Source organism: Streptomyces sp. CA2R106 (assembly GCF_037034245.1).
Lineage (GTDB): Bacteria > Actinomycetota > Actinomycetes > Streptomycetales > Streptomycetaceae > Actinacidiphila.
Window position 1 is genome coordinate 1 of record NZ_JBAGKC010000152.1, and the last position, 717, is coordinate 717.

Here is a 717-nt window from a genome sequence, read left to right on the forward strand (position 1 = left end):
GCCGGGCGGCGGGAATGGGCGGCGGCACCGCCGAGCACGACCTGCGGGACCGGTCGGCCCGCGGCCAGCGCGTCGAGCGCGGTGAGCAGTTCGGCGCGGTCGCCGCCCAGGACCACGGCCCGGTGCTCCAGCTCGGTGCGCCGGGTGGCGAGGGAGAACGCCACGTCGGCGGGCGCGAGTTCGCCGTGCTCGCCGAGAAACGCGCGGAGCTTCGCGGCCTGGGCGCGCAGGGCGTCGGCGGAGGCCGCGGAGAGCACGAAGGGCACCACGTCCGGCGCCACCACGGGCTCCTTGGCCGGCGCCGGCTCGAAGGCAGGAGCCTGCTCCAGGATGACGTGCGCGTTCGTGCCGCTCACGCCGAACGACGACACGCCCGCCCGCCGCGGCCGCCCGGTCCGCGGCCACGGCCGTGCCTCGGTCAGCAGCCGCACCTGGCCCTCCGACCAGTCGATGTGCGGGGACGGCTCGTCCGCGTGCAGGGTGCGGGGCAGCACACCGGCCCGCAGCGCCATCACCATCTTGATCACACCGCCCACCCCCGCGGCGGCCTGCGCGTGCCCGATGTTCGACTTCAACGACCCCAGCCACAAGGGCTGCTGCTCCGGCCGCCCCTGACCGTACGTCGCCAGCAGCGCCTGCGCCTCGATCGGGTCGCCCAGCCGCGTCCCCGTACCGTGCGCCTCCACCACGTCCACCCCGGACGCCTGAAGCCCGGCA

1 protein-coding gene is annotated in these 717 nt (G+C 76.4%); it reads right to left on the minus strand.

From position 1 onward, the window contains the following. Positions 1-717, minus strand: a 717-nt coding sequence (locus WA788_RS35465) for a ketoacyl-synthetase C-terminal extension domain-containing protein (RefSeq protein WP_335984616.1), incomplete at both ends; no start/stop codon positions are given.